General features: G+C 28.5%; 24 protein-coding genes. All 24 read right to left on the reverse strand.

Going from position 1 to position 21687, the window contains the following annotated elements:
• Window positions 1-9: 9 nt before the first annotated feature.
• Entirely contained in the window at window positions 10-1380 is a 1371-nt protein-coding gene (gene dcuC, locus CCANL266_RS04985) for a C4-dicarboxylate transporter DcuC (protein ID WP_172232264.1), read from the reverse strand.
• Complete coding sequence (locus CCANL266_RS04990; RefSeq protein ID WP_172232267.1) at window positions 1377-2606, reverse strand: L-cysteine desulfidase family protein; 1230 nt, start codon at window positions 2604-2606, stop codon at window positions 1377-1379. Before CCANL266_RS04990 ends, dcuC begins: the two co-directional genes overlap by 4 nt.
• Window positions 2596-3567: a uroporphyrinogen decarboxylase family protein gene (locus CCANL266_RS04995; protein ID WP_172232270.1), complete on the reverse strand. Its 972-nt coding sequence runs from the start codon at window positions 3565-3567 to the stop codon at window positions 2596-2598. The genes CCANL266_RS04990 and CCANL266_RS04995 overlap by 11 nt, the downstream gene beginning before the upstream one ends.
• A gap of 713 nt (window positions 3568-4280) precedes the next feature.
• Complete coding sequence (locus CCANL266_RS05000) at window positions 4281-5294, reverse strand: hypothetical protein (RefSeq protein WP_172232273.1); 1014 nt, start codon at window positions 5292-5294, stop codon at window positions 4281-4283.
• Window positions 5295-6223: 929 nt separating this feature from the next.
• Window positions 6224-6700, reverse strand: coding sequence for a cheVAW transcriptional regulator CheQ (gene cheQ / locus CCANL266_RS05005; RefSeq protein ID WP_172232276.1), 477 nt, complete (start codon window positions 6698-6700; stop codon window positions 6224-6226).
• An 18-nt stretch (window positions 6701-6718) separates the two neighbouring features.
• Window positions 6719-7069, reverse strand: a complete 351-nt coding sequence (rplQ, locus tag CCANL266_RS05010; RefSeq protein WP_172232279.1) for a 50S ribosomal protein L17 — start codon at window positions 7067-7069, stop codon at window positions 6719-6721.
• Between the two features lie 3 nt (window positions 7070-7072).
• Window positions 7073-8083, reverse strand: coding sequence for a DNA-directed RNA polymerase subunit alpha (locus tag CCANL266_RS05015; RefSeq protein ID WP_172232283.1), 1011 nt, complete (start codon window positions 8081-8083; stop codon window positions 7073-7075).
• Window positions 8084-8096: 13 nt separating this feature from the next.
• On the reverse strand, window positions 8097-8723 hold the full coding sequence (gene rpsD / locus CCANL266_RS05020) for a 30S ribosomal protein S4 (RefSeq protein ID WP_172232287.1): 627 nt from the start codon (window positions 8721-8723) through the stop codon (window positions 8097-8099).
• A 45-nt stretch (window positions 8724-8768) separates the two neighbouring features.
• On the reverse strand, window positions 8769-9161 hold the full coding sequence (gene rpsK, locus CCANL266_RS05025; protein WP_172232290.1) for a 30S ribosomal protein S11: 393 nt from the start codon (window positions 9159-9161) through the stop codon (window positions 8769-8771).
• Between the two features lie 9 nt (window positions 9162-9170).
• Entirely contained in the window at window positions 9171-9536 is a 366-nt protein-coding gene (gene rpsM / locus CCANL266_RS05030; RefSeq protein ID WP_172232293.1) for a 30S ribosomal protein S13, read from the reverse strand.
• A 3-nt stretch (window positions 9537-9539) separates the two neighbouring features.
• A complete protein-coding gene (gene rpmJ / locus CCANL266_RS05035) occupies window positions 9540-9653 on the reverse strand; it encodes a 50S ribosomal protein L36 (protein WP_172232296.1) in 114 nt (37 codons plus the stop codon).
• 225 nt (window positions 9654-9878) lie between these two features.
• Window positions 9879-10601, reverse strand: coding sequence for a fumarate reductase iron-sulfur subunit (locus CCANL266_RS05040; protein WP_172232299.1), 723 nt, complete (start codon window positions 10599-10601; stop codon window positions 9879-9881).
• The gene (locus CCANL266_RS05045) at window positions 10594-12585 is read right to left on the reverse strand and encodes a fumarate reductase flavoprotein subunit (protein ID WP_172232302.1); all 1992 of its coding nucleotides are present in this window, start codon (window positions 12583-12585) and stop codon (window positions 10594-10596) included. The genes CCANL266_RS05040 and CCANL266_RS05045 overlap by 8 nt, the downstream gene beginning before the upstream one ends.
• 10 nt (window positions 12586-12595) lie before the next feature.
• A complete protein-coding gene (locus CCANL266_RS05050) occupies window positions 12596-13351 on the reverse strand; it encodes a fumarate reductase cytochrome b subunit (RefSeq protein WP_172232305.1) in 756 nt (251 codons plus the stop codon).
• Window positions 13352-13604: 253 nt separating this feature from the next.
• Window positions 13605-15407 carry a penicillin-binding protein 2 gene (mrdA, locus tag CCANL266_RS05055; RefSeq protein ID WP_172232308.1) on the reverse strand — a complete coding sequence of 601 codons (1803 nt, stop codon included), beginning with the start codon at window positions 15405-15407 and terminating at the stop codon, window positions 13605-13607.
• Window positions 15404-15862, reverse strand: a complete 459-nt coding sequence (locus tag CCANL266_RS05060; protein WP_172232311.1) for a hypothetical protein — start codon at window positions 15860-15862, stop codon at window positions 15404-15406. Before CCANL266_RS05060 ends, mrdA begins: the two co-directional genes overlap by 4 nt.
• Window positions 15863-15864: 2 nt before the next feature.
• Complete coding sequence (yihA, locus tag CCANL266_RS05065; RefSeq protein WP_172232314.1) at window positions 15865-16440, reverse strand: ribosome biogenesis GTP-binding protein YihA/YsxC; 576 nt, start codon at window positions 16438-16440, stop codon at window positions 15865-15867.
• On the reverse strand, window positions 16427-16882 hold the full coding sequence (locus tag CCANL266_RS05070; protein ID WP_172232317.1) for an LptA/OstA family protein: 456 nt from the start codon (window positions 16880-16882) through the stop codon (window positions 16427-16429). The genes yihA and CCANL266_RS05070 overlap by 14 nt, the downstream gene beginning before the upstream one ends.
• Complete coding sequence (locus CCANL266_RS05075; RefSeq protein WP_172232320.1) at window positions 16870-17322, reverse strand: LptA/OstA family protein; 453 nt, start codon at window positions 17320-17322, stop codon at window positions 16870-16872. Before CCANL266_RS05075 ends, CCANL266_RS05070 begins: the two co-directional genes overlap by 13 nt.
• A gap of 38 nt (window positions 17323-17360) precedes the next feature.
• Window positions 17361-17837, reverse strand: a complete 477-nt coding sequence (locus CCANL266_RS05080) for a KdsC family phosphatase (protein ID WP_172232323.1) — start codon at window positions 17835-17837, stop codon at window positions 17361-17363.
• Between the two features lies 1 nt (window position 17838).
• Window positions 17839-18564 carry a septal ring lytic transglycosylase RlpA family protein gene (locus CCANL266_RS05085; protein ID WP_172232326.1) on the reverse strand — a complete coding sequence of 242 codons (726 nt, stop codon included), beginning with the start codon at window positions 18562-18564 and terminating at the stop codon, window positions 17839-17841.
• The gene (locus CCANL266_RS05090; protein ID WP_172232329.1) at window positions 18561-19643 is read right to left on the reverse strand and encodes a lytic transglycosylase domain-containing protein; all 1083 of its coding nucleotides are present in this window, start codon (window positions 19641-19643) and stop codon (window positions 18561-18563) included. Before CCANL266_RS05090 ends, CCANL266_RS05085 begins: the two co-directional genes overlap by 4 nt.
• Window positions 19640-20395: a TatD family hydrolase gene (locus tag CCANL266_RS05095; protein ID WP_172234395.1), complete on the reverse strand. Its 756-nt coding sequence runs from the start codon at window positions 20393-20395 to the stop codon at window positions 19640-19642. Before CCANL266_RS05095 ends, CCANL266_RS05090 begins: the two co-directional genes overlap by 4 nt.
• Window positions 20385-21659: a GGDEF domain-containing response regulator gene (locus CCANL266_RS05100; RefSeq protein ID WP_172232332.1), complete on the reverse strand. Its 1275-nt coding sequence runs from the start codon at window positions 21657-21659 to the stop codon at window positions 20385-20387. The genes CCANL266_RS05095 and CCANL266_RS05100 overlap by 11 nt, the downstream gene beginning before the upstream one ends.
• Window positions 21660-21687: the final 28 nt, after the last annotated feature.

Here is a 21687-nt window from a genome sequence, read left to right on the forward strand (position 1 = left end):
TTTTTTTGTTTAAATAAAAATTATACTAAGCATACTTACAATAATTGCTACAAAAACAGGTAAAGAATTTCTTTTTACAAGCTTAAAGGCATTAACATTTGCAAGAGAACTTACGATAATAATTACTGCTGCAACTGGGCTTAGCAGTCTTCCTAAACTAGCAGCATTTTGCATTGAATGTAGCATTATTAGCGCATCAGCATTTATAGCGTTTGCAAATTGCGGAATTATTGGTGCAAAAGAATACACAATCGCAACCCCACTTCCAGTTGCAAAACTAAGCAAAATAATAATTATAGAAACTCCTAAAGTTACCACACTCGCACTAAGTCCTAAAGAACTTACCAAACTTGTAAAAGCATCAATCAAACCAGTGCAAGTAATACCATAAGCAAAAACCTTAGCAGCGCTAATTAATGTTACTGTAATTGCAAACATTCTGCCCATTCCATCAAAAAATATTTGAATACTAGCAGCCACTTCTTTATAATTTTTGTATCTTATAAATTCACAACACATTGCAATAAAAAAGCTTAAAAGCATTGCAGTTACAATATCTATTTTAATTTTTATACCTAATTTATAAATTCCATATTGAGAAAAAAATAAAATAAAAAATAAAGGTAAAATAGGCAATAAAACATAATATTTTGGTGCAATATTTTCATTTTTTTGCTCTTCTTCTATGTAAATATCAGTGCTTTTATCTTTTTTATCAAGATGTTTTTGCCAAAAATAATGCGCTATAGTTGCAAAAACCCCGCAAAACGCATAAACTGGCAATTGATGTTCTACAAATAATTGCTCAATAGAAATATCAGCGTATTTTGAAACAACCAAAGAAGTAGCAGCTGCAGGTCCAATGTCTAATAAATGCCCACTAGCAACTACACTAGCTGCTGCTAAAGCACTAACGCCTAATCTTCTTAAAATTGGAAAAATAGTAACCATAGTTAAGGTTGCTAAAGCACTTGCTGATTGTATTGCTAAAGATAAAATCATACAAATGCTAAAACCAAGCGCACAAACAATATAAGGAGCATTTAAGCTTTTTAAAGGTCTTGTTAGCAACATAACCATTCTAGTGCTTGCACCAATCATGTCCATATATTTTGCAAAACCAGCTCCGCACATAATAGTTAATCCAAGAGTACTTAAATCTTTAGCTAAAGTGTGTCTTATATAAGCAAACATATCTAAAATAGCACTATTTGTACTTTGCTTTTCGTTAAGAAATTGCGTATTTAAACCTGTTATATATGAATAAAACATTAAAACAAGTCCAGCAAACAATAAAATACTTTGTGCCTTTACCTTCTTTATGATTAAATAAATACTAAAACTCATTACAAAAAGTGTAAAAACAATATGAAATATCATTGTTTATCCTTTTTAAGCATTTGCTCTAAAATAACCACATCAGTTTGTGCCATTCCATATCTTGCAACATTACAAATTGCATCAACTGTATTTTGTAAATTATTTTTAATAATCCCATCATTAAAATTAAAATTATTATTGCTTTTTGCCTGCTCGTATGCTAAAAATGCACTATTTAAAGCACTTGCGATTTTTGCAGCACAAGAAGCTTTTGCTCCATCACAAAATATACCAGAAGAAATCGCTAAAGAATTTATAAGGCATCGCTCAATTACTTTTTTATCTTGCTTATCAAGCATTGCTATAGCACAAATTGCAGCACTAGCAGCACTTACAACTCCACAATATGCGCTTAATTTTCCTATTTTACTTTTTAAATAAAGTGTAATTAAATTGCTAAAGGCTAGTGCTTTTATTAATTCATCTTCACTTGCATTTATTTTTTTAGCATGTAAATACACAGGAACACTAGCGCAAATACCTTGATTACCGCTACCTGAAACTATCATAACGCTTAAAGCACTGCCGCTCATTCTTGCATCGCTTCCTGCACAAGCATAAGCTAAAGATTCGTTTTTAGTGCTTGAAAGCATTAGTTTTCCAATATTTGCTCCGTAATTATTTTTTATACCTTCTTGTGCAATTTTGTAATTTAGCTCATATTGTTCTTTTAGCAAGTCTTTAACATTGTCTAAATTTGCAAGCTTACAATAAGTATAAATATCATCAAAATCAAGCCTATATTCTTCTTCAACACTATTTTTATAAGTATCAATTAAAAGCTTATCATTTAGGCTAAGATACGCTATATTTGTATGCTCATTTACTATTATTATTTGAGCTTTGTTATTTTTTGTATAAGCTATGATTTTGATAAAAAGATTAGGAACCCCTACTTCTAAATTCACAGTAATTTTTTTACATAAATCATCTATTTGCTCTATATCTTCATCTTTTACATTTTTAAGCAATTCTAATTTATCTTCATATTTTTTTACAATGTAACCAATTGCAGCAGCTACTTCTATTCCTTTTTTATAATTAGTATTTGGAATTACAACACTATTTACATTTTTAATAATATTTGAAGAGCAAAATAATTGCATTTGCTCTAAATCTTCATTTAATAAAGAAGAAATTCTTGCAGCAGCGTAAGCTAAAGCTATTGGTTCTGTGCAGCCGTATGATTTTAATAATTCATTTTTTAAAAGTTTTTCATAATTCATAAGATGAAATCTCCTTTATGCAAAAATCAATACTTTCTTCATTTACAGGGTAACGAATAACACAAGATGGGGCTAAAATCAATCGTCCTTTATAACTATCATTTATAGTATGTTTAATATTTTCTTTTAAAAGAGTAAAATTATTATTAGTAATATTAGACCTTGCAATACCAGCAACTAAGATATAATCACTTTCTTGCATAATTTGTCTAATGCTTACATTGCAATCATATGCGTGATAAGATAAAGCAGCTACATTGTATTTATTACATAAAGAAAAATAAATATCATCTCCGTGTAAATGAATAATATTAAAGAATTTATTTTTATCAAAATGATTTAGAATGTAATTATTAAACTGTGCTGAAAACTGCACATATTCATCACTGCTTAATAAATGTTTTTGTGCCATCTGCTCTGCAAAAAATACACCAGCACAACCAATATTTATACATTCTAAAGAATGCTTTAATACTACCTTGCTAATTTTTTCTAAGGCACTTAAAACCTTTTTTGGAGCTATTTTAATATGCTCTAAAACAAGATTATTAGATATCTTTGCAGCTATTGTTAAAGGGCTAAATTGTGTAGCTAAAATTGGTGTTTTATCATCTTTAAGCAGTGCTTTTAGTATTTTTAAAGACTGCAATTCTCTACTTAAAGTAGGACTAGAAAATATATCAATTTCATTAATCTTATCCCAGTCATCAACGCTATTTACAAAGGCTTTTGTTATTTTTGCAACGCCACCTTCTTTTATTTTTGAAAAATCACAAAGACAATCAAAAGCCTGAGCGTAAAACATTCCATTAGGCATACTTTTTATAAAAGCAAGATTATATCTTTTATAAAACTCATAAGTTTTTAAAGCTAGCATTTGTGCATCCAAATCACATTCTGGCAAATGTGTCCAAAAAGAATACAATAATTTATTTTCAATATTTTTCATAAATTCTTGCATTAATTCCTCCTTAATTAAAAATTAATGCAAAGCATTCTACCCCCCCCCCTAGCTTAAAAAAATATTAAAAAATAAAATTAATTAAAAATTTTGCACCATAAAGCAAGTTAAACACAAGCAAATATTTCTATTTTTTAATAGATGAAAATATAAAAACTAATTTAAATAAAATGAATAAAGCAAGCAAAAAGAAATATGCTTAATAGTAAGTAAAAAGGAAGTAAAAGCCCAGCAAGTAGGGAAAATAGACTAGTTAATAATTTATGATATAGAAAATACAGTTTAAAAATAAAGAAAAATATAAAATAACCATAAGTAAAGAATATTATTCTTTACTTGTCATATTATTTTCTAAAATTTTTATTATTCTTTCTAATAAAATATTGTTTCTTTCTAATTCGGTTTCAATTATTTTATTGTTTTGTTCCAATAGTTCATTATTTTTTTGTAATTGTTTTTCTAAATTTATTAGTTTTTTCTTATACTATCATTTTCTATTTCTAAAAATCTTCTAGTTAGTTCTGCTTGGTGTCTAATTTCTATATCCATTGTTTTCTATCCTTAAAATAAAATTTAAGCTAATTATATTACAAAAGATGTAAAAATCTACAGTAAAGTAAAAATACAAATATATTATTAAAAAGTAATTAAAAGCTAAGAAAGGCTGATTAAACACCACCAATATCGGTGTGTAACAAGCTAAGCCTAGCTTGTTACTTTTTTAATTCTTTTTCTTCTTTTCTGATCTTTTCAAGATCGTAGTACCCGCTGACATTGACAGCAGCAATGCTACCTGCAAAAAGAAGAAACATAAAAATTAATTTAACATCTCCTTTTGCAAAGAAAAAAATCTTATTTAATATCCAATGGGTACTAGGAATAAAAATCATAGCCCACAAAGAAACACTAAATAAGACTAGCATAATGCAAAAGAATGTTCTTTTACTTATGCACCTTAGAGGGTTATCATATACTTTAGCCTCTTCTTTTAAAACTGGATTTTTAAATTCCACTTTCGCAGAATTTCTGCTTGTTGCACCATCGCTAGGCGTAGTAGAAGGTTTTTTTATTTTTTTCAAACAAGGTATTTCTTCTTCGCTTTCTATAATGCCATCATAAAGATTACCATTTTTAAAGTCCCATCTATTAAACCTTAATTTATCATAAAAATAATCTCTTTCTAAATCTAAAAACATTTGTGTTTTATTTTGATATATGCCGATATTATTATCATTTTCTTGATAATTTATAATCTCTTCGTTATTGATAATAAATTTACATAAGCCTTTGCATTTGCAACTGCTTAGCATTGTCATTAAAAACACCGTACAAATTTCTTCTTCTTTAGCTTCTAATTCTTTTCCTGTTAATTCAATAAGTGGCTTAAAAGAAAAATCAAGAAAGTCTTTGCTAAGTTTTGATAATAAATCTTTTGCTATGTTAAATTCTTCTTGCGTACATAATTTTTTATAATGAGTTATATTTTCTTTATCAAGTTCAAAATTATAAGAATACTGCTCTGCTGCCGTAAAATTACAATAAATTTTATCATTTAGTTTAACTGCTATAAAATAATTATCTTTAATCTTTTTTATTATTTTTATTTCAAAGCTAGATTTAGTTATATTGCACAAAAGTTCAACTATTTCTTTGTAAGAATCAACATAAGTTGCTCCTGTTTGATGGGCTAACTCTAATTCATATCCTTCTTCATTATATTCTTTCATTTTTTTATTATTATGTAAAAAATAGTACGGTTTTTTTGCTGTTTCGTATTTAATTTTCATATATAATCTCCTTATAAAAATATATTATAAAAGTAACTAAACCGATTATATTATAAAAGACAGAAAAAATCTATATTTTTAATTACGCTTTAAAAATATTTTTGTTACAACGCCTTTAAAGATACATTAACAAAAGCAATTAGCAATGTAGGCGAACACAATAACGCAAGTTAAAGTATAAAAAAGCGGCTATTTTAAGCAATACTGAAACTAATATTTTAAAAGCTAAACTTGCTAATGCAATAAATATAATACTATGGTTAATTTAGTAAAATAAGAAGGATTTTCATAGCAAGAAGTAATACAAGTATAAAAATAAAATAAGCTAAATATATATAGCAACCAAAATTGCTAATACTGCAGTATTTATAAGAGTTTAATTAATATGGTATATGAAGATATTCTTTATAAAAGCAAGTCTATAAGCTTGTAGTACTCTTGGTATATTTAGTATTAAATTTGGTACAAGTAAAGAAATTAAAACAAATTAAAAGATATACAATATTGCTAATTGCTACTAAAATGAGAGTGCAAAAAATAAAGCAACTATTAAATTTGCTAAAAATAAAGTATTTGCTAAATAAGCTAGTACGGCTATTTATAATAGTAAAACACTTAATATAAGTCTATTAATAGCCAAAGAGTAGAACAAATCGCTAAAATTTTATTATAAAATTGCTTTTACAAATGCTAGGCAACTACTCGTAGATTACACATATATCAAAAAGCACATAAGGAATTTATAAAATAAAACACTTTATATAAAATAAAAATTATTACTTATCAACTGTAAACACAAAGCTTGATAGACTGCAATATAAAACTTTTTATAAAAAATATATAAGTTTAGCTATTAAATAATATTGATTTTAGTAATAACCTAAACACAAAGTTGGTGTAAGTTTGATTTTTTTCTCAAAAGGCTCTGGTGCAAAATAACAACATTTTTCAATATAAATATGCGCATTATGTGGTATTTTTAGCTTTTTATAAAAATTTCTAAGATTTATAAATTTTACACCACAAATTTCTACTAAATCAAGCACATCTAAGAGTTTTGAACCATTTTTAGCATTTAAATGAGATGGTGCAAGATTACTCATAGCACAAAAAGAACTAGCCAAAATTAAACCACTTAAATCTGTGCATTTTTCTTTAATATCTTGATGTTTTAAAATAATACTAGTTTTTTCTAAAAAAACAATTCTTGAATTTGGATAATTAGCTGTTTTAACATTTGACCAAAATTTATAAGCATTTTGCGATACTTTAGCTAATTTACAAAACTCTTGATTTAAAATATAATCATCTAAAGTATCACTATAAGATAAAATATATCTTTGCATAAATAAGATATATTGAGCTTATACTAGCTCAATATATGCAAGTGTAGCTGCGTCGCCACGTCTTGTTCTTGTTTTAATAATTCTTGTATATCCACCATTTCTTTCTTTGTATTTTGGTGCTATTTCAGTTACAAGTTTATTTGTACATTCTTTATCTTGAAGACTAGCAAACACTGCTCTGTGTGCATTAGCATCGCCAAGTCTTGCACGAGTAATTAATTTTTCAAAATAAGATCTTAATTCCTTAGCTTTTTCTAAAGTAGTTTCAATTCTACCACTTTTAATAATTGCTATGCTAAGATTTTTAAGTAAAGCTGCACGGTGTGAGCTTGTTCTACCTAATTTTCTATATCCGTGTTTATGTCTCATCTATTATCCTTTATTTTTTAACTCTGCTATTTTTTCTTTTAACTGCTCTTTGTAAGCACTAGTACTATTTGAACCTATTGGATAACCAATTTCTTTCATAGTTGCAACAATTTCATCAACTGATTTTTTACCAACATTTTTTAAATTGTTAATATCTTCAATAGACATTAAAGCTAATTCTCCAACATATTTAATACCAGCAATTTCTAAAGCATTAGAACTTCTAACTGTAAAACCTAGCTCCTTTACACTTTTTAAAAGCTTAGTAAAGTCAATATCACTTTCTTTACTTTGTTTATTTTGTGGTTTTTTTACTTTATCAGTAATTTTTTCAAAAACCGACATTTGTTGATACATAGCTTCTAAAGCATTTTTAAAGGCATCTTCTGGGCTAATTTGACCATCTGTTGTAATATCAAAAACAATCTTTTCATGGTCAGGATTATCCTCGTGCAATACATTTTCAATCTTGTAAGAAACATTTCTTACTGGATTAAAGAAAGCATCAATAGAAATAAAATCATTTGAATTTCTTTCTCTTAAGTCTTCGCTTGCAACATAGCCAATACCTTTTTCAACTATTAGTGTAAAAGATAATTCAGTATCTTCATTAATTGTTGCGATGTAAATATCAGGATTTACAACTTCAACATTTTCATTAACTAAATCAGCACCTCTAATTTCTTTTGCGCCTTTAAAATTAAATTCCAAAACTTCTTTTTTGCTTTCTGGATTTTTAAATCTAAATCTAGTATTTTTAATATTAATTATAAATAAAGATATATCCTCAAGCATACCTCTTTTACTATCAAATTCGTGATTTATACCATCAATTTTAATAGCTGTAGCTGCATAACCAACCGCACCTAATGCAAGCAATCTTTTTAAAGGATGTGCAAGGGTAATTGCAAATCCTATTTCAAAAGGCCAAGCACTAATGCGAGCTTTATTTTCTCCAATAATTTCAATATCAAAGCTATTTGGAACATGAGCTTGAGTAACTACTTTTCTCATAATTTACTCCTTATTACTTAGAGTATAGCTCTACTATAAATCTTTCCTCTACTGGAATGACAACTTCTTCACGCTCTGGTTTTCTAGTGAAAATACCAAATTTTTTATCCTTTTCAACATCAACCCATTGAACAATACCTGTTTGATTTGTAAGTTCAATAGCTCTTACGATTTGTGGATTATTTTTGCTCTTTTCAACAACTTCAATTTTAGCACCTACTGCAACACGGTAGCTTGGAATATCAACTCTTTTTCCATTTACTAAAATATGTCCGTGAGTAACTAATTGTCTTGCAAAACGGCGAGTAGTAGCAAAGCCCATTCTATAAACAACATTATCTAATCTTTGCTCTAAGAATTGAATAAGGATTGTACCTGTATTTCCGTCTTTTCTTGCTGCTTCTTTAAATAAATTTCTAAATTGTTTTTCACTAACACCATACATAAATTTAGCTTTTTGCTTTTCTCTTAATTGTAAGCCGTATTCACTAATTTTACCACGGCGTTGTCCGTGTTGTCCTGGTGCAAAAGGTCTTTTTTCTAAAGCACTTTTACCAGCTAAGCGTCTTTCACCTTTCATAGATAAGCTAACGCCAAATCTTCTTTCTATCTTTTCAACTGGTCCTGTATATCTTGCCATATTAAAATTCTCCTATTTTCTTATAAAAACTATAAACATATATCATCAAACACGACGACGTTTTGGTGGGCGACAACCATTATGTGCTAAAGGTGTAATATCTTTTAAGAATGTAACTTTAATTCCTTCAATTGCACCAACGCTTTTTACAGCTGTATCTCTACCACTACCTGGACCTTGAACTCTAATTCCAACTTCTTTAATTCCGTGTTCTTTTGCTTTATTTAACGCATCTTCAACAGCTTGTTGTGCAGCAAAAGGAGTTGATTTTTTAGAACCTTTAAAACCTAAACCACCAGCACTGCTCCATGCAATCGCATTACCCATTTCATCAGTAACTGTAACCATAGTGTTATTGAAGCTTGCACTTATATATACAACACCTTTACCTATATTTTTTTTAACTATTTTTTTCTTAATAACTTTTCTCTTAGCCATATTATTCCCTTACGCCTTTGCACCAACAGTTTTTCTTTTACCCTTACGAGTTCTAGCATTTGTCTTAGTTTTTTGACCACGCACTGGAAGCCCTTTTCTATGTCTTAAACCTCTATATGAGCCTAAATCCATTAAAGCTTTAATATCCATAGCAACTTGTTTTCTTAAATCACCTTCAACCATATAATTTTCTTGAATTTCTTTACGAATTGTTGCTGCTTCATCTTCACTTAGTTCATAAACTCTTTTATTTGGGTCTATGCCTACAGCTGCAAGAATTTTTCTTGAAGTAAATAAACCTATACCATAAATATAAGTTAAGCCATATTCTATTCTTTTTTTCTTTGGTAAATCAACACCTGCTATACGAGCCATTACTTATCCTTGTCTTTGTTTATGTTTTGGATTTTCGCAAATAATACGAATAACACCTTTTCTCATAACGACTTTACATTTGTCGCACATCTTTTTAACCGATGGTCTTACTTTCATCGTATCTCCTAAAAAAATATTTTCCGCTTTTTTTACAATCTGCATTTTTAGGTAAAAAGATAAATACCAACTAATATTTAAACAGCGGAATTTTGCTTAAATATTACTTCTTCATACAGTTTAAATTGCAAAAAAGTTTGTATTTTATTGTAAAATGGTAATTATTGAAAGAAAAAAATATTTTTTTTATAAAAAATTCACCTTTTTCAAGGTGAATTTAATTTTTTAACCTTTATTTTGAACTAATTTTCTTCTCATATAGGCTATTTTTGTTTGAAGTGGAAGCTGCTTTGGACAATTATCTTCACAAGCAAGTAAAGACATACAAGCAAAAATTCCATCATCATCTCCAACCGCTTCATAAAAATCATCTAATGTTCTTTTATCATGCGGGTCTTGTTCGTATCTTGCAACACGCATAAGCCCTGCTGCACCTATAAAATTAGGTCTCATAACCTTAGTGGCACAAGATGCAATGCAAATTCCACACTCAATACATCTATCAAGCTCAAAAGTTTCATCAGCAACACTTGGTTCAATTTTTTCTTCTATTTTTGAAATATCAACTTCTTTATCAGTATGCACCCAGCTTTCTACTCTTTTGCACATACCTTCCATCCATTCACCTGTATTTACACTTAAATCTTTAATATGTTTAAATGCAGGCATTGGCATAAGCTCTATAATTCCATCAGGATAATCTTTTGTAAGGGTTTTACAAGCTAATTTTGGCTTACCATTAATCATCATAGCACAAGAGCCACAAATACCTGCTCTACAAACAAAATCAAAGCTTAAATTAGCATCAAATTTTTCTCTAATCATACTTAAAACTATAAAAATAGTCATTCCACTTGTTTCTTCTAGCTCATAAGTAGCAAAATGTGGTTTTGAAATTTTGCTATATGGATTATATTTAAATACTTTTATTGTTAATTTTCTACTCATAATCAACCCCTATTCTTTGATTTGGTGCTTTAAATTTTGCTTGTAATTCATATGGCATAAGTGCATCTTGAATTTCATATCTATTTTTGCCTTCTGCGCTCATTTTCTCAACAATAGCATCAACTTCAGCTTGGCGTTTTTCACTTAAAGGATTTTCTATAATATTTCCTTTTGCACCATAACCACGGAAAGCTGGTGGCATTTCCATTTTCATAATATCAAGTTCTTCATATTCAACCCTAGGTAGTGTTGCTCCTTCATCCCAATAAGTCATAGTTCTTTTCATCCAATTTAAATCATCTCTTTTTGGATAATCTTCTCTGTAATGTGCTCCACGACTTTCTGTTCTAAGTAAGGCGCCTCTTGCTACGCAAAGTGCAACTTTTAGCATTCTTGGAACTCTGTATGCTTCTTCTAATTCTGGATTTGAACAATTTAATTCTTTATTACTAATTGCTATTTTTTGACTTTCTATATACAATTCTTCTAAGCGTTTAACTGCTTTTTCTAAACCTTCTCCTGTTCTAAAAATAGCAACATGTTCCCACATAATATCTTTCATTTCGTTTTTTATTTCAAAAACATTACATTTGCCTGTTCTATTTGCAATTTCGTTTAAATATTTTTCTTCTTTTTCTAAGAATTCTTGCACTACATTCATATCAGCAATAATTGCATTTTCTTTACAATATTGAGCAAAATAATCACCAACAATCATACCCGCAACAACAGTTTCAGCGCATGAATTTCCACCTAAACGGTTAAAGCCGTGCATATCCCAACAAGCTGCTTCTCCTGCTGAAAATAAGCCTTTTAGTTTAGGAGTTTCACCATTTGGCTTTGTACGAATGCCGCCCATTGAATAGTGTTGCATTGGAAGAACTGGCGCCCAACCTTTTGGACCTTCATCAGCTGGGTCAATTCCGTTAAAGGTTTTGCAAATATCTTGCACATCACGAAGATTTTTTTCAACATGCGCACGACCTAAAATTGAAATATCAAGCCATAAATGCTCTCCATAAGGACTTTTTACACCCTTTCCTTTACGAATATGCTCCATCATTCTACGACTAACAACATCACGACTTGCTAGTTCTTTTTTCTCTGGTTCGTAATCTGGCATAAAGCGATAACCATCAACATCTCTTAAAACCCCACCATCTCCACGGCAACCTTCAGTTAATAAAATTCCACTTGGAACAATAGGAGTTGGGTGAAATTGCACTGCTTCCATATTTGATAAAGCACAAAGACCAGTTTCAAGTGCCATTGCCGCACCTGTTCCTTCACAAATAACTGCATTGGTAGTTTGTTTGTAAATTCTTCCGTATCCGCCTGTTGCAATCATTGTTGCTTTTGAAACAAAGGCGGTCAATGAACCATCAATTAAACTTCTAGCTACTACACCCAAGCAAACACCATCTTTATGGATAATTCTTAAAGCTTCCATTCTATCAATTATATTTACATTATGTTTTATAGCTTCATTTGCAACACCAAAAATCATACAATGCCCTGTTGCATCAGCAATATAACAGGTTCTCCATTTTTTAGTACCACCAAAATCTCTTGCATTTATTAAACCATGTGCTTCTTCTTTTTCTTCAATTGTTACTTTTTGTGCGTTTATAACAACATTTCTAGGACCTTTTGTAATTCTAGTCCAAGGCACACCCCAACTAGCAAGCTCACGAACAGCCTTTGGTGCAGTCTGTGCAAACATACGAGCAACTTCTTGGTCGCAGCCCCAATCGCTACCTTTTACGGTATCTGCAAAGTGTAAGTCTTCATTATCGCCTTCACCTTTATTACCATTTGCAAGACTTGCTTGCATACCACCTTGAACAGCAGCAGAGTGCGAACGCTTAACTGGACAAATACTTAACAAAGTTACACTTTGACCGCTTTTTGCAACCTCTACCGCACTTCTAAGCCCTGCTAAACCACCACCTATTATTAAAGCGTCTTGGAATTTAACATTCATTCTTAGCTCCTTATTTAATTATTATATTTATACTATTTAGACTATTTTGCAAATCAAAACCATATTTTATAAATACTGCTAAATTCGCTAAGCCTAAAACAATAAAAAATATTGAAATAACCCATTTTGCGGTTTTTAATTTTTTACGAACAGCTCTACTTGATGTAAGAGTATTACCATCAAACCATCCCCACTTAACGCACAATCTGTATAAGCCTATACCACCGTGTAGTTCAACTGCAAATAATAAAACTAAATAAAATACCCACATATTATGATATACAATTCTAGTTGAAGAACCAACCGCACCAATAGAATCAGGGAAAAATAACATCATTCCTAAATGTATTGAACCTAAAAAAAACATTACAAAACCTGTTCCTGCTTGAACTAACCATAATGTTGTATCTTCGTGTTTTATTAAACAGGAATGTTCTTTTGCGATTTGATATTGACGATAAGTTATTGGTAGTTTTCTCATACCTAAAGCTGCGTGAATAAAAAAGATAACTAAAATAACAAATACTAAGAATGAAACTATTCCTGGCTTTGGAGTATCAAAAATAGCCGAACCTTCAAAAAATCTAGCTGTTTTGTCAAAAAATTCTGGGCTTATTAAAACAGTAGATACAAAAAGCATATGCCCCCACATAAATAAGCCTAAAATTAAACCTGTTGCACTTTGAAAAAAATCAAGCCTTGCTGGAAGTCGTGATTTTTTACCATCAACCCTTTTGCCTAAAAAATTCTCTATTTTACTAGACACGAGCACTCCTTTTTTAAAAATTTAAACTAAATCTACCTTTAAAAGATTAATTAATACTTAATTTTTTAAATTAATTTTATCGGTATAAAAAATATTTTTTACTCTTATGCCTAGATATATGTATTTTATCAAGTATATGCCTATTTTGATATTTTTTGAAAAAGTGTTACAAATTTTCACATTTAATAAAATAATTAAAAATTAAAATTTAATAATTAAATATTTAAATTAAATATAAATATTAAATATTAAATTAATATTGTTTTTTAATGAATTTTTTATCTATGTATCCTAAATCTACAAGCTTATTAAAAATATCTTTTGCAATCGGACCTGCAGTTGCTCCACCGTGCATTCCATGCTCAACTAATACAACCACTGCATATTTTGGTTCTTCATAAGGTCCATAAGCATTAATCCAAGCGTGCGAGCGAGTGTAGTATTCCATATTTTCTTCTTGCATTCTTTTCTTTTCATTTTGAGAAATTCCAACAACTTGTGCTGTACCTGTTTTTGCTGCAATATTAATTTTAATACCTTGAGTTGGTTTATAAGCTGTACCTCTTATATTATTTGCTACTTCATACATTGCTTCTCTTATATATTTTAAATGTTGTTTTTGCAAAGGTGTAAAAATATCTTTTTTTTCAAATTCTTGTTTTACTCCAGCAATACTATCTATAAAATGTGGTTTGATTGAATATCCGCTAGCAATTTTTGCTGTATAAAGTGCAACTTGCATAGGTGTTGCTAAAAAATCTCCTTGCCCTATGCTTGTAATTAAGGTTTCTCCTTGATACCAAGGCTTTTTAAATCTTGCTTGCTTCCATACTCTATTTGGTAAAATTCCTACACTTTCAAGTGGTAAATCAACGCCTGTTTTTTTACCAAAACCTAGCTCTGAAAGGGTTTTAGAAATATCAGCTATTCCTACTTTTAATGAGCCTTTATAAAAATAATCATCACAGCTTGAACGAATTGCTGTTTTTAGGTTCATAACTCCGTGCCCCCATATATTATGACAACGAAATTTTCTACCTCCAAACTCAAAACTTCCTGTGCAAGTAAATGTAGTATTTACATCTATTTTACCACTATCTAAAAAAGCAAGTCCTACGCCCATTTTTACAACAGAACCTGGCGGATATTTACCATTTACTAATTTATTTGTAAAAGGGTGGTCTAAATCTTGTATCATTTTATCCCATTCTCGTTGAGTAATTCCTGTTACAAAAGGATTTAGATTGTATTCAGGATAAGAACCTGCTGCTAAAATTGAACCATCATTAACATCCATTACAACAACCGCTCCGCTTAAACCTTTAAATAACTTATCTAAATATTCTTGCATTCTAATATCTATACTTAAAGTAATATCATTGTTCATAATTGGCTTTGTGTTATCAATTATTTCTACTTCTTGATTTAAAGAATTTACCTTTGTAATCTTTTTGCCTGGTGTTCCTTGCAAGATTTCATCATAATATTTTTCTATTCCTGTTTTTCCTAATTTTTTGCTAACTTTGATTGCATCATTTTTGAGCATATCTTCAGTATTTGCCTTACCAACATAACCAATTACATGAGAAGCTAGGGAATTATATGGATACAACCTTTTTAAACTATGTTCAATACTTATATCTTCATCAATATTTAAAAAGAAAAAGCAAGATAAAATATTTTTATATTCAACATAATCAATTATTTCAATATCATCTTGATTATAATATGAGTTTTCTCTATCATAAATCTTAGTTAATTTTGCAATATCAATATTTTTCAAGCAAGAATTTACTCTTAAAAGGGCATCTTGTAGCTTTTTTTTAGATAAATGCGGTCTTAATAAAATTTTAAAGCCAAGTTCATTTACTGCTAAAGGTGTATTGTTTATATCGCTTATTATCCCTCTTGTTGGTGCTATGTTTTGAATTTTTAAGGAATTTTTTTTAGATAATTCTTCATAATAATCATTACTCACAACGCTTAAATAATAAACCCTAAGCAATAAAAAAATTATAAAAAGAGATATTATGCTTATAACTATTTTAAATCTCATAACTCGTCCCTGAAAACAATTAAACTAAGTAGAATTTCAATCCCTATGTAATAAGGCAAAATAACATTTAGTTCAAAGGTAAAATTACCATAAATATATGAAAAAAACATATTCAAAATATAGCTAAAAAAATAAGCAAAAATATTACATAAAAAAATAATAATTGCTCTCATTTTAATCTTATAAATAGTTTTTAAAAAAATAAAAAAATAAAAAATTAAAGCTGATAAAATAGTGCTAAATAAATAAAAGCCGTTGCTAAGTTCAATAAAGCACAAATACAAAACAACAAAAAACAAATATTTATCATACTTTTTTTTATAGCATAAAATACAAAAAGAAGTAAAAAACACCCCAAGCAAAGGTGGTAGATAAATAAATACTGTTCTTATTACTTGATAAAAAACAAGTATTAATACAAAAAAATAAAAATGTAAAATACTTGTTTTTTGCATTTTTAAATACCGTATTGTGCTAAAAATTCAAGCAAATTAGAAAAACCGCTTTTTTTTAAACTTGAAATAAAAAAGGCATCTTTATGCTTATTTTTTAATTTTGCCATTTGACTTTGATTTAGTTTATCAATTTTTGTAAAAACTCTTATATATTTTGCTTCTTTGTTAAAACTTTGAACATATAAAAATAGATTTTCATCAATGCTAAGCTCATCGTGTCTTGCATCAATAAGATGTAAAAAAACCTTAATCTGTCCTCTATTTTTTACAAAATATTCTAAATTTTTATTCCATTCTTCCTTTTGACTTTTGCTTACTTTTGCATAGCCAAAGCCTGGTAAATCTACAAAAATTAATCTTTTTTTATCACTAAAACTTACTTCAAAAAAATTAATAAGCCTAGTTTTACCTGGTGTTTGACTTTTTTTAGCAAGTTTAGAATTATTAGTTAAAGTGTTAATTAGTGAACTTTTTCCAACATTAGAGCGACCCAAAAAAGCAACTTCATTTAAATTATACTCTTCACATTCACTAAGCTTTGAGCTTGATTTTAAAAACTGTGCATTAATTATTTGCATTGTTTAACTCAAAAATGAATTTAACAGGATTATTTTTATTACTATCTACTAAATACTCACCTGTTTTTTGATTTACTTTTACAAGTTGCGCATTTAGCTCTTTTTTATCTTCTTTAAGCACAACATCTCCTTTTAGCTCATAAATATTTTTTAACACATCATATTCTAGCTCTTTGCATTTTCCAGTAATAATTTTATCATTTACACTAAGTTTAAAGTCGCTAATATCCTTTGCGCTATATTTAATGATTACATTTTTTTCATTAAAAATCACTCTTACTTCATTAGCTTGTAAAAAATCATTTTCTTTTTTTATAAATACATTACCAGTAAAAATCCCAATATTATCTTTTTTATTTGCCTTAAATAAATCAGCATTTATTTCAATTTTTTGTGCAAATAAAAATAAGGACAAAAAAGATAATAATATTAATTTATACATAAATAAACCCCTTTTAAAGTTAAATCTTCGCTTGTAAGATTATAAACCGCATTTTTTGAAGTTAAATAATAATTTTTATACTCAAGTTTAGTATCTGAATTACTTGTAATTATTTTATCTTTTAAATCATATTCAACCACATTACTTTTTATAAGCAAAGCATCGTTTTTGTATTTTACATTATCTTGTAAATAAAAAATATTATTTTCTTTATAAGCAATATCTGCTTGTAAATTAGAATTTAAATCCTGTAAAAAAGCATTAACAAATACATCTTTATTGCCTTCCTTAAAATACTTATCGGCTTTGAGATTATATTGAAGAATTTCTTGATTAATCGCATAGCTTTGTACATTATTTGTATCTATACTTCTAAAATCAATTTGATTTAAATTGGTATTAATAACATAAGGCTCTTGTATAAAAATAAAAAAAAGCATAGCACACAAACTAAGCAATATTGCATTAAAAAGCTTAACTAGCACTTAAACCACTCAAATTCTTGTTTGTTGTATTTAATAATATATTCAAGCATCTCGCTAACACAACCTGCACCACCATTACTTTTTAACACAATACCAAAGCTTTTAATCCCATCAGCAGGTATAAAAGGTAACCAAACAGCCTTTAAAAGCTCTAAATCATTGTAGTAATCTCCAATAGCAGCAACATTTTTAAAATCTAATTTTAATTCATTAAGAATTTTTTTAGCACAAGATAGCTTATCTTTTACCTTCATATAAACATAATCTATGCCTAATTCATTTGCTCTATTTTCCACAATTTTTGACTGTCTTCCTGTGATGATTGCAAATTTTATACCAAGTTTTTGAGCTTTTAAAATTGCTGCTCCATCTTTTACATTAAATTCTTTTACCAAATCAGCTTCAGGCGAATAAATTATTTTGCCATCGCTTAAACACCCATCAACATCTAAAATTACTAATTTAATCATATTATTCCTTTGTAATCGCTGCACCAATTAAATTTAAAACACCAGCAATAGTCCTTGCCTCACTTTCACTTTTAAAACCAGTTAAAAAAACTTTATACAAATTATTTGCTCTTATAACCTTACTTGAATAACCTTTGAAATTTTCATATTTTTTTGCAAAAACATTAGCATTAGCAAGAGTTGAAAAAGCACCTAATTGAAGCATATAATTGCCATTGCTTGTAATATTGCTAATTATATTCGTATTTTTATTAATATTGGCACTTGTTATATTTGAATTTACGCCAACCACTGTTAATTTAACCCTTGCTGTACCTTTTTTTGTCATATCAAGCTTATGAGCTGCTAAATTAGATAAATCAATAATTCTACCATCTACAAAAGGCCCTCTATCATTTATTCTAACAATAACACTTCTTGAATTTTCTAAATTATCAACTCTAACCATAGTATTCATAGGAAAGGTTTTATGTGCAGCTGTAAGAGTGTTTGTATTAAAGGTTTCTCCATTAGAGGTTTTTTTACCATGAAAACCAGGTCCATACCAACTAGCAATTCCGCTTTGAGTATCTCCTACTCTTACATATTTTGGATAATAAGTCTTTCCTTTAATAGTATAAGCACGCATGGTAGCAGGTGTATTTGGCTTGCTAATACCATAATTAGGTTCAAAACAGGCAGTGAAAAATAATATAAAAAAAATTAGTAAAAAATGTAAAAATCTCAATTTTTAGCTTCCTTACTTTCATCTATTAACAAAACAGGAATTCTAAGTGTTTGATTTACACTTAAAAAATCAGAGCTTAAATTATTAAACGATTTTAAAATCTTTGTAGTAACATTATTTTCTTTTGCAATATCATATAAAGTATCTCCACTTTTTACCTTATAAGTTATTATATTTTTTACTTTATTTTTAGCATAATCAAAATTTTTCTTGCTATTTTTAAACAAAGCAACTCTTTCAATAGGTAAATATATATAATAACTATATGGTGGGGTTAAATTTGTATTAAAATGTGGATTTATCTTTTTTAAATCACTTAAGCTCATACCAGCTCTTTTAGCTAAATTTACCAAGTTGTCATTTGCTTGAATTTCAACTCTTTTTATATTTAAAGACATAATTTGATTTAATAAATACGCATCACCATATTTTACAATATCGTTTTCTGCAATCAAACTAGCTCCAACTATTTTTCTAAAAAAATTACGAGTTTCTAAAGGTAAATATTTTTTATTTTCATCTAACAAAACCGATAATTCATCGCTATTTGCATTTGCAATAGCACGACGCACACAGCCATCACCGCAATTATATGCAAAAATAGCTAAATACCATTTACCAAATTGCTTTTTTAACCTTTTTAAATATCTTGCCGCAGCAGTGCTTGAAGCTACTACATCCTTTCTTTCATCAACATATCTATCTATTTTTAGACCAAAACTTTTAGCAGTAGGGCTCATAAACTGCCACACACCAACCGCTTTTGCTCCACTTTTTGCATGTGTTTTAAAATTGCTTTCTATCATCGCAAGATATAAAAACACATCAGGAACGCCTTCTTTTTTTAAAATTGCTTTAATAATAGGAATATTCATATTATCTTCATTTAAAATTTTAGTAAAATATTGAATATCCCTTTCGCTCATATTTGAAAAAATTTCTACAAAGCTTTCGTCATTTAAATACTTCATATCAACATCTATACTTTTTAGAATTTTTTCTTGTCTTTCATAATTTTCTACTGAAAAATTAGCAAACGCCAATGAAATTGTAAAAAATATTAAAATAACTTTTTTCAAATTAATCCTTTAAATAATTTTTTTGCATTTTCGCTTGTAATTTGCGATACTTCCTCTCTTGACATTTCTAGTATTTGTGCTATTTTATCAACTACTAGCAAACAATATCTTGGTTCGTTTCTTTGTCCTCTAAACGGATGTGGCGTAAGGTAGGGGCTATCAGTCTCTATTAAAATTTTTTCTAAAGGGATTTTTTTTATTAAATTCGTTAGTTTTTTTTCATTTTTAAATGTTAAAACACCACCTATTCCATAATAAAAATTATCAGAAAAATCAAGCAAACTCTCACAGGCATTAAAACAATGAAAAACTCCTTTGATGCCTTTATATTCTTTTAAAATATCATAAACATCATTATTTGCGTCTCTTACATGTAAAATCAATGCTTTATCATATTTAAGCGATAATTCAATTTGTTTTTTAAAAATTTCTTTTTGCATTGCTTTTTCATCATCGCTTGGATTACGATAATAATCCAACCCACATTCTCCGACTGCTAAGCACTTTTTATCTTTTAGTGCATTTATTATACTTTCTTCATTAAAAGTATCTAAATCATAAGGATGAACCCCTGCTGCAAAATATATATTTTCATATTTTTTACTAAGCTGTATTGCTCTTGGCAGGGTTTTTAAATCAGCTGCAGGGATTATGTAGTGGCTAACAAAATCTTGTTTTGCCCTAAGTAAAACTTCTTCTAAATCTTCTTCATATCTAGCATCATCTAAATGCGTATGAGTATCAATTATCATCATAAGTTTCTACTCTGTCCCTTCCGTCTTTTTTTGCTTTATATAAAGCAATATCAGCATTTTTAATAATTTGCTCAATTCCTATATTTTTATTACCAAAAGCAACACCTATTGAAACTGTAAAATTAATATTATTACCTTCACAAGCAAAAGAAGAATTTTTCATAGTTGTTCTAATTTTTACTGCCATTTTAATTGCATCTTCTTCTTTAATGTCTTTTAGTAAAACACAAAATTCTTCTCCACCAAATCTAGCAACAATATCCTGACCTTTAACGCACTCGCAAAGAATTTTTGCACATTTAACTATAGCCATATCTCCTGCTGCATGACCATAATTATCATTAATGCTTTTAAATTTATCAATATCAACCATTAAAATCGCAAATTCTTTGTCGTTTGCAAGGTTTGAATAATAAATATCGCTAAGTGAAAAAAAGCTTTTTCTGTTTCTTAATTTGGTTAAATAATCTTCTTCAGCACTCTTTCTTAACTGTTCTGAAGTATTTTGAATTTGCTCAATAAAATAAAGCAAATCAACACTATTATTAATTCTACAAATTAAATTCTCTCTTGAAAATGGTTTTTGAATAAAATCATTAGCACCACTTTTAAGCATTCTCGCACCAACTTCATCATTTCCATGTGCTGTTAAAACTATAATGCCTAACTTATTTTTATCATATTTACTTCTTACTTCTTTTATAAGCTCTTCTCCTGAAACTGCTGGCATTTCTTTGTCTGTTAAAATAAGTTTAATATCAGGATTATCTTCTAAATAAGCTAAAGCTTCAGCTCCTTGCGCTGCTGCAAAAACTTGAAAACGATATGCCATTAAAATATTCTTAATTAGATTTCTCATTGGAGTTGAATCCTCAGCAACGATTATTTTGGTATCTGAATTTCTTTTTAGTCTTTCAATAATGTCAATTATGTAATAAACACATTCTGCACCTTCTTTTAAAACATAATCAATAATATCTTTATCCATAAATCTTTGCCTTGTAGCATCATCATCTAAGCCTGTTAAAATTATACTTGGTAATTTTTTGTTTAAAGAATAATCTACAACTTCTCCATGCATTGCATCAGGCAAACACAAATCAAGTAAAGCAGCAAAATATTCATTGCTATTTAAATCTATTAATTCTTTTGCTTGTTCGTAAGAATGTGCTAAATCTATCTCACAAGAAAAATGGTCAGAAATTTTTTTACCTATTGCCTTAATTAACATTTTGTTATCATCAACTAATAAAAGTTTCATAAGAATTCCTAATTAATAATTTTTTTTG

The sequence above is a fragment of the Campylobacter canadensis genome (assembly GCF_013177655.1).
Taxonomy (GTDB): domain Bacteria; phylum Campylobacterota; class Campylobacteria; order Campylobacterales; family Campylobacteraceae; genus Campylobacter_E; species Campylobacter_E canadensis.

Excerpts from the sequence above, each read along its gene's own strand:
- dcuC (WP_172232264.1), bottom strand. The coding sequence starts at position 1,380 with ATGATATTTCATATTGTTTTTACACTTTTTGTAATGAGTTTTAGTATT.
- CCANL266_RS04990 (WP_172232267.1), bottom strand. The coding sequence starts at position 2,606 with ATGAATTATGAAAAACTTTTAAAAAATGAATTATTAAAATCATACGGC.
- CCANL266_RS04995 (WP_172232270.1), bottom strand. The coding sequence starts at position 3,567 with ATGCAAGAATTTATGAAAAATATTGAAAATAAATTATTGTATTCTTTT.
- CCANL266_RS05000 (WP_172232273.1), bottom strand. The coding sequence starts at position 5,294 with ATGAAAGAATATAATGAAGAAGGATATGAATTAGAGTTAGCCCATCAA.
- cheQ (WP_172232276.1), bottom strand. The coding sequence starts at position 6,700 with ATGCAAAGATATATTTTATCTTATAGTGATACTTTAGATGATTATATT.
- rplQ (WP_172232279.1), bottom strand. The coding sequence starts at position 7,069 with ATGAGACATAAACACGGATATAGAAAATTAGGTAGAACAAGCTCACAC.
- CCANL266_RS05015 (WP_172232283.1), bottom strand. The coding sequence starts at position 8,083 with ATGAGAAAAGTAGTTACTCAAGCTCATGTTCCAAATAGCTTTGATATT.
- rpsD (WP_172232287.1), bottom strand. The coding sequence starts at position 8,723 with ATGGCAAGATATACAGGACCAGTTGAAAAGATAGAAAGAAGATTTGGC.
- rpsK (WP_172232290.1), bottom strand. The coding sequence starts at position 9,161 with ATGGCTAAGAGAAAAGTTATTAAGAAAAAAATAGTTAAAAAAAATATA.
- rpsM (WP_172232293.1), bottom strand. The coding sequence starts at position 9,536 with ATGGCTCGTATAGCAGGTGTTGATTTACCAAAGAAAAAAAGAATAGAA.
- rpmJ (WP_172232296.1), bottom strand. The coding sequence starts at position 9,653 with ATGAAAGTAAGACCATCGGTTAAAAAGATGTGCGACAAATGTAAAGTC.
- CCANL266_RS05040 (WP_172232299.1), bottom strand. The coding sequence starts at position 10,601 with ATGAGTAGAAAATTAACAATAAAAGTATTTAAATATAATCCATATAGC.
- CCANL266_RS05045 (WP_172232302.1), bottom strand. The coding sequence starts at position 12,585 with ATGAATGTTAAATTCCAAGACGCTTTAATAATAGGTGGTGGTTTAGCA.
- mrdA (WP_172232308.1), bottom strand. The coding sequence starts at position 15,407 with ATGAGATTTAAAATAGTTATAAGCATAATATCTCTTTTTATAATTTTT.
- CCANL266_RS05060 (WP_172232311.1), bottom strand. The coding sequence starts at position 15,862 with ATGCAAAAAACAAGTATTTTACATTTTTATTTTTTTGTATTAATACTT.
- yihA (WP_172232314.1), bottom strand. The coding sequence starts at position 16,440 with ATGCAAATAATTAATGCACAGTTTTTAAAATCAAGCTCAAAGCTTAGT.
- CCANL266_RS05070 (WP_172232317.1), bottom strand. The coding sequence starts at position 16,882 with ATGTATAAATTAATATTATTATCTTTTTTGTCCTTATTTTTATTTGCA.
- CCANL266_RS05075 (WP_172232320.1), bottom strand. The coding sequence starts at position 17,322 with ATGCTTTTTTTTATTTTTATACAAGAGCCTTATGTTATTAATACCAAT.
- CCANL266_RS05080 (WP_172232323.1), bottom strand. The coding sequence starts at position 17,837 with ATGATTAAATTAGTAATTTTAGATGTTGATGGGTGTTTAAGCGATGGC.
- CCANL266_RS05095 (WP_172234395.1), bottom strand. The coding sequence starts at position 20,395 with ATGATAATTGATACTCATACGCATTTAGATGATGCTAGATATGAAGAA.
- CCANL266_RS05100 (WP_172232332.1), bottom strand. The coding sequence starts at position 21,659 with ATGAAACTTTTATTAGTTGATGATAACAAAATGTTAATTAAGGCAATA.